The sequence below is a fragment of the Ideonella sp. genome (genome assembly GCF_036277275.1).
Classification (GTDB): Bacteria; Pseudomonadota; Gammaproteobacteria; order Burkholderiales; family Burkholderiaceae_C; genus Ideonella.
This window is the reverse complement of the sequence record NZ_DASUNH010000053.1, coordinates 41,488-47,743: the sequence shown is the minus strand read 5'-3', so window position 1 is coordinate 47,743 and position 6,256 is coordinate 41,488. Positions and strand designations below refer to the sequence as shown.

The window sequence follows — 6,256 nt, the reverse complement described above, 5'->3', positions numbered from 1 at the left end:
GCATCGCGCTCGGGCTTGGGCACCTTGCGCATCTCCAGGCCGAAGGCGATGTTCTGCGCGACGTTCATGTTCGGGTACAGCGCGTAGCTCTGGAACACCATCGCGATGTCGCGGTCGCGGCTGGGGGCGTGGGTCACGTCGCGGTCGCCGATGTGGATGCTGCCGTTGGTCGGCACATCGAGCCCGGCAATCATGTTCAGCAGGGTCGACTTGCCGCAGCCCGAGGCGCCGACCAGGATCAGGAACTCGCCAGCTTCGATCTCGATGTCGATCCCTTTGAGGATCTCGACAGTGCCGAAGGTCTTGCGCACATTGCGGATGGACAGGGCTCCCATGGGGGAAGGACTCCAGGTGAAATCAGTTCAGAAAAGCAGCTGGCCGTTGGGGCCGATCACCGACATGTTGTGGTACTGCGGGCCTTGCCGTTTCAGGCTCAACGGCAGGCCGGCGAGTTCGAAAGCCTTGGGCGCGCCAGCCAGCGCCTGCTGCACGGCCGGGCCGTTGGCGCTGGCGCCGCCGCGCTGCAGCGCGTCGACCAGCACGCGGGCGGCGATATAGGACTCGGTCATCGCCAGCGTCGGCGCGATGCCGGCGGGGCCGAAGCGCTTGTAGGCGCCCGTGAACTCGCGCATCAGGCGCAGCTTGGGGTCACGCGGGTGCGGCACCAGCTGCGAGACGAGCAGGCCGCGTGCGGTCTCCGGGCCGACCACCGACGACAGGTGCGTGGCCTCGGCCGACGACAGCACGATCAGCCGCCCGCGGCCGCCCGCGGCCACATACAGCTTGGAGAAGTAGGCCACCGCCGCCGTGTTGGTGGCCAGCACCACCGCGTCGTGCGGCACACGCACGATGGCGGCCACCGCGTCGGCCACTTCGGCCGTCTCCGCCAGGTGCTGCTGCACGTGCGCCAGCGTCACACCCAGCAGCGGCGCACGCATGCGCGCGATGGCGGTGATCTCCTGGCCGTCCTCGTCGTTGCCGGTCAGCAGCGCAATGCGGCGGGCGAACGTCGTCTCGGCGTGGCGGAAGACCTGGTCGATCTCGTCGGACACGCTGCCGCGGGTGGCGAACAGCCACGGTGAGCCGAAACCGGGGGCGGTCAGGCTGCCGGACATCACGCCCAGCATCGGCAAGCCGGTTTCTTCGAGCAGCCGCGCGCGCGCCAGCTCGCCCACGCTGCGCCGGCCGTGCCAGGACAGCAGCGCGACCGGGTTGTCGCTGCGCAGGCGAGCACGCACCTGGTCGGTGATGTGACCAGGCTCTTCGTCCAGCGTCACCAGCCGCAGCGGTTTGCCGTGTGGCGGCCCACCGGCATTGGCCTCGGCGAACGCGACCTGCGCGCCGACGCTCAGGTGCCAGCCGACGCCACCATTGACACCAGACAGCGGCACGATTTGCAGCGCGGTCCATTCGCTGGACGGCGCGGCCGCTGCCGAGGCAGTGGTCAGCGCCGCAGCGGCGGCCAGACTGAAGTGGCGACGGTTGATGGCCATGGCGGTGGTCCGCTCAGCCCTTGACCGCGCCGGCCGTCAGGCCACGCACGAAGTACTTGCCGGCCAGCACGTAGACCAGCAGTGTCGGCAGCGCGGCGATCATCGCGGCGGCCATGTCGACGTTGTATTCCTTGACCGAGCTCGAGGTGTTGGCCAGGTTGTTCAGGCCCACCGTGATCGGCTTCGAATCAGCGCCCGAGAACACCACGCCGTAGAGGAAATCGTTCCAGATGTTGGTGAACTGCCAGATCAGCGTGACGACCATGATCGGCGTCGACAGCGGCAGCACGATGCGCACGAAGATCTGCCAGAAGTTGGCACCGTCCAGCATCGCTGCCTTCACCAGTTCATCCGGCAGGCCGACGTAGTAGTTGCGGAAGAAGAGGGTGGTGCTCGGGATGCCCGCGATCACGTGGACCAGGATCAGGCCCCACACCGAGCTGGCCAGGCCCAGCCAGCCCAGCACCTGGCTCATCGGCAGCAGCACCACCTGCATCGGCATGAAGACGCCGAACAGGATCATCGCGAACATCACTTCGCTGCCGCGAAAGCGCCACTTGCTCAGCACGTAGCCGTTGAGCGCACCGATCAGCGTGGACGTGGCCACCGCTGGCACGACCATCATCACCGAGTTCATGAAGAAGGGCTTCAGGCCGCCACAGTCGGTGCCGGTGCAGGCTTCGGACCAGGCCTTGGCCCAGGCGGCGAAGTTCGGGTCCATCGGCAGCGACAGCAGCGTGCCGTTGCGGATCTCGTCCATGCTCTTCAGCGAGGTCACGACCATCACATAGAGCGGCGTGAGGAAGAAGATGGCGAACAGGCCCAGCGCACCGAACAGCGCGAGGCGGTGCCATGTCAAACGTGCGCCGGTCATTGGGCCCCCTTGGTCCTGCGGCCCGTCCCCCCGAGGGGGAGCGAGCACTTTTGGAGCGGCCATGCAGTACTCACTTCTTGGTCCTCAACTCGGAATACAGGTAAGGCACGACGATCGCGGCGACGGTCGCCAGCATGATCGTGGCGCTGGCGGCGCCCAGGCCGATCTGGCCGCGGCTGAAGGCCATCGTGTACATGAAGGTGGCGGGCAGGTCGGTGGCGTAGCCGGGGCCGCCGGCGGTCAGCGCCATCACCAGGTCGAAGCTCTTGATCGCGAGGTGGCTCACCACCATCAGCGTCGAGAAGAACACCGGGCGCAGCGACGGGATCAGGATGCGCCAGTAGATGCGCGGCAGGCTGGCGCCGTCGACCTGGGCTGCCTTGACGATCGATTCGTCGATGCCGCGCAGGCCGGCCAGGAACAGCGCCATCACGAAGCCGGCGCTCTGCCAGATGCCGGCGATGACGATGCAGTAGATGGCTTTGTCGGGGTCGACCAGCCAGCCGAACTCGAAGTTCTCGAAGCCCCACTGGCGCATCAGGTGCTCGATGCCGAGGCCAGGGTTCAGGATCCACTTCCAGGCGGTGCCGGTGACGATGAAGCTCAGCGCCATCGGGTACAGGTAGATCGTGCGCAGCACGCCTTCGACGCGGATCTTCTGGTCGAGCAGGATCGCCAGCAACAGGCCCAGTGCCATGCCACCGCCGATGAACAGGCCACCGAAGATGCCGAGGTTCTTCAGTGCGACCCACCAGCGCTCGCTCTCCCACAGCGTCACGTATTGCGCGAGGCCGGCGAATTCGTAGTTGGGCAGCAATCGCGAGACCGACAACGACAAATAGCCGTTCCAGGCGATCAACCCATAGATGAAGAAGAACGACAGCGCGAACGAGGGCGCGACCACCAGTTTGGGCAGCCAGGGCGTTCGCAGTGCGGACGGGGCGGACATAGGGGAGCGACGCGTGCCAGGTTCGGGGAAAAAGCCCCGCACCAAAGTCGGCGCGGGGTGGAAAAGTCCGCTGTGTGTGTGTCAGCGGCTTGAGGATCGGCCCCGCGCCAAAGCTGCCGGCGCGGGGGGATCGACGGAGATCAGCGCAACAGGATCACTTCGTCTTGGCAGCCGAGGCGATCTTCTCCATCGCTTCCTGGGCCGTCATCTTGTCGGTGTTCCAGAACTGGCTGACCGCGTCCTTGATCGCGCCTTCCGCGGCAGACGGAACCGCCATGCCGTGGGCGATCGAGGGCAGCAGCGCGCCAGACTTGGCGGTGTCGACGAAGTCCTTGGCCGAGACCTTGGCGCATTCGTCGAAGCGGTCCATCGACATGCCCAGGCGCACGGGAATCGAGCCCTTGTTGAGGTTGAACACCTCCTGGAACTCAGGCGCCATGATCTGCTTGGCCAGTTCCTTCTGCGCGCCGATCTTGCCTTCGTCCTTCAGCTGGAACAGAGCGAACGAGTCGATGTTGAAGCTGTAGGCCTTGGCCGTGCCGGGGGCCGGGCTGCAGCCGAAGTCCTTGCCCGGCACCTTGCCGGCGGCCAGGAACTCGCCCTTCGCCCAGTCACCCATGATCTGCATGCCGGCTTCGCCCTTGATCACCATCGCGGTGGCCAGGTTCCAGTCGCGACCCGGGGCGTTCTTGTCGGTGTAGTCCTTGACGCGCTTGAAGGTCGTCAGCACCTTCTCCATCGTCGGGCTCTTCAGCGTGCCTTGGTCCAGCTGCACCAGGGCCTTCTTGTAGAAGTCTGCCCCGCCGACGCCGAGCGCGACCACTTCGAAGGTGGTGAAGTCTTGCCAGTTCTGGCCACCGTGGGCCACCGGCACCACGCCGGCCTTCTTCAGCGCTTCGGCGGCGGTGAAGAACTCGTCCCAGTTGGTCGGCACCTTGGCGCCGGCCTTGGCGAACACCGCCGGGTTGGTCCACAGCCAGTTGATGCGGTGCACGTTGACCGGCACCGCGACGTAGCTGCCCTTGTACTTCATGATGTCGGCAACGACCGGCGGCAGCAGGTCGTTCCACTTCTCGGCCTTGGCCACATCGTCGATGTTGGCCAGCACGCCTTCACGTGCCCACTCCTGGATCGACGGGCCCTTGATCTGCGCGGCCGACGGGGCGTTGCCCGACACCACGCGCGACTTCAGCACCGTCATCGCCGAATCGCCGCCGCCGCCGGCGACCGCGAAATCGCGCCAACGGTGGCCGCTCTTCTGCAACGACAGCTTCAGCGCGGTGGCCGCCTTGGCCTCGCCACCCGACGTCCACCAGTGCAGCACTTCGATTTCGCCAGCGTGGGCAACAGCAGCGCTGGCAGCCAGTGCCAGTGCGGTGATCGTGGTCTTCATCATTCCTATGTCTCCTTGCGGATTGAATCTATCGTGGCGCCCCGCAGGGGCCGCCACCTTCAAGTGGCGTGCGCGGATCCGGCTTTGCCGGTCCGCTGCGCGAGCCCCCTCGGGGGGCAGCCCCCGGAAGGGGGCGTGGGGGCTCTATTTCAGAACCACCATTCGACTTGAGCACCATAGCTGGTGCCGTTCGTCTTGTCAGCGAACGCGGCTTGGCCGGTCACGTTGCCGGCGGGGGCGTTCCACTTGGCGGTGGTGACGTACAGGCGGAACTCGGGGCGGCTCCAGAACTCGGGGCCGGTGGCCAGCGTCGGGGCGATCGTCAGCTTGGCCAGCTTCGCGGTGGGCGAACCTTCGGTCTTGTACTGCGAATAGCCTGCTTCGGTGACCAGCTTGAAGTTCTTCGTGAAGGCGTAAGACATGCGGCCGCCGGCCGACAGCGACGTGGTGCGCACGCCGGCGCCATCGGTCTCGCTGGCGCCCAGCAGCATCGCCTGGCCGCCGAACACGCCGCGCTGCCAGTTCACGCTTTCAACAATGCGCCAGCCCTTGGCCTTGGAGCCCGCGGTCAGGTCGCCGAAGTTCATGTTCAGCGCGGCCGAGCCTTGCGTGGCTTGCACGAACAGCACGTTGTTCAGGCCGGCCATGCCGAACAGGTCGGTCTGGTCGTGACGCAGCGTCAGGCCGGCGCCGCTCTTGCCGTCTTCGAAGTCACCCTTGGTGATCGTGGCGAACAGGTTGATCTTGCCGTTGGCATTGGCCGCGACGTCGACCCACTCCGCGTTGAAGCGGTTGCCCGGGTGCGCAGCGTCGGAGTCGGTCTTGTAGAACGCGACGCCGAACTTGCCGGTGCCGGCGGGCAGGCCCTTCATGCCGGCGCCCACGCCCATCATCTCGACGAAGAAGGTGTCGACGATGTGCACGTCGCCGCGGCGGCCCCGCTCCTTGCCGATCCAGAAGGTGGCGTTCGGCGCGATGTCGAAGCCCTTGGCCTCGGCCCACATCTGCTCGATCTTCAGGCCTTCGCTGCTGTTGTCGGTGGCGCCGGTGTAGTGGTTGACCATCAACACTGCCTTGGTGTCGATGCCTTCCTTCGAGAAGCCTTGGGCGAGCTGGAACTCGCCGTAGAAGTCGCACTCGTTGCCGAGGCGGTACTTCATGCCCTTGGTACCGCCGTTCAGGCCGTAGCAGGCGCGTGAGGCGTCTTCGGAGGTGAGGCCCGGGCCGGCTCGGAAGTAGCCGGTGTAGTCCAGCGCGTGCGCGCCGCTGGCGCCGAGGCCGAGGGCCAGCGCGATCGCGGCGGGGGTGAAGGGAAGCTTCTCTTTCATCAAGGTGTCTCCTGAATCGAACAACCGGTGACTCGCGGGGATGTGTGGCGCAGGCGCTCGATGTTCATCTAGCGTTCATGTACCTTGCGAGTGGCGCGATTATTAAAGACACATTAATGTTTCATTGATAGGTACTTTCCTTAGTTGGTGCAAGGGTCTCACCACAATGTTGCGCCGACGCGACGGGCCATGCGCTGTGCCCAACCCTGGTGCGCCGGA

Annotated in this window: 6 protein-coding genes; all 6 read right to left on the bottom strand. The window is 66.0% G+C overall.

Features of this window, described 5'->3' with window-relative positions; genetic code table 11:
* Nucleotides 1-335, bottom strand: a 335-nt coding sequence (locus VFY73_RS10315; protein ID WP_329718310.1) for an ABC transporter ATP-binding protein, incomplete at its 3' end; no start/stop codon positions are given.
* A 27-nt stretch (nt 336-362) separates the two neighbouring features.
* Nucleotides 363-1,493 (bottom strand): ABC transporter substrate-binding protein, encoded by a 1,131-nt coding sequence (locus tag VFY73_RS10310; protein ID WP_329718308.1) that lies wholly within the window; start codon nt 1,491-1,493, stop codon nt 363-365.
* A gap of 13 nt (nt 1,494-1,506) precedes the next feature.
* On the bottom strand, nt 1,507-2,367 hold the full coding sequence (locus VFY73_RS10305) for a carbohydrate ABC transporter permease (protein ID WP_329718306.1): 861 nt from the start codon (nt 2,365-2,367) through the stop codon (nt 1,507-1,509).
* 70 nt (nt 2,368-2,437) lie between these two features.
* The gene (locus VFY73_RS10300) at nt 2,438-3,316 is read right to left on the bottom strand and encodes a sugar ABC transporter permease (RefSeq protein ID WP_329718304.1); all 879 of its coding nucleotides are present in this window, start codon (nt 3,314-3,316) and stop codon (nt 2,438-2,440) included.
* Between the two features lie 154 nt (nt 3,317-3,470).
* Nucleotides 3,471-4,712: an ABC transporter substrate-binding protein gene (locus VFY73_RS10295; protein ID WP_329718302.1), complete on the bottom strand. Its 1,242-nt coding sequence runs from the start codon at nt 4,710-4,712 to the stop codon at nt 3,471-3,473.
* 146 nt (nt 4,713-4,858) lie between these two features.
* On the bottom strand, nt 4,859-6,037 hold the full coding sequence (locus VFY73_RS10290) for a carbohydrate porin (protein ID WP_329718300.1): 1,179 nt from the start codon (nt 6,035-6,037) through the stop codon (nt 4,859-4,861).
* Nucleotides 6,038-6,256: the final 219 nt, after the last annotated feature.

Excerpts from the sequence above, each read along its gene's own strand:
- VFY73_RS10310 (WP_329718308.1), bottom strand. The coding sequence starts at position 1,493 with ATGGCCATCAACCGTCGCCACTTCAGTCTGGCCGCCGCTGCGGCGCTG.
- VFY73_RS10305 (WP_329718306.1), bottom strand. The coding sequence starts at position 2,367 with ATGACCGGCGCACGTTTGACATGGCACCGCCTCGCGCTGTTCGGTGCG.
- VFY73_RS10300 (WP_329718304.1), bottom strand. The coding sequence starts at position 3,316 with ATGTCCGCCCCGTCCGCACTGCGAACGCCCTGGCTGCCCAAACTGGTG.
- VFY73_RS10295 (WP_329718302.1), bottom strand. The coding sequence starts at position 4,712 with ATGATGAAGACCACGATCACCGCACTGGCACTGGCTGCCAGCGCTGCT.
- VFY73_RS10290 (WP_329718300.1), bottom strand. The coding sequence starts at position 6,037 with ATGAAAGAGAAGCTTCCCTTCACCCCCGCCGCGATCGCGCTGGCCCTC.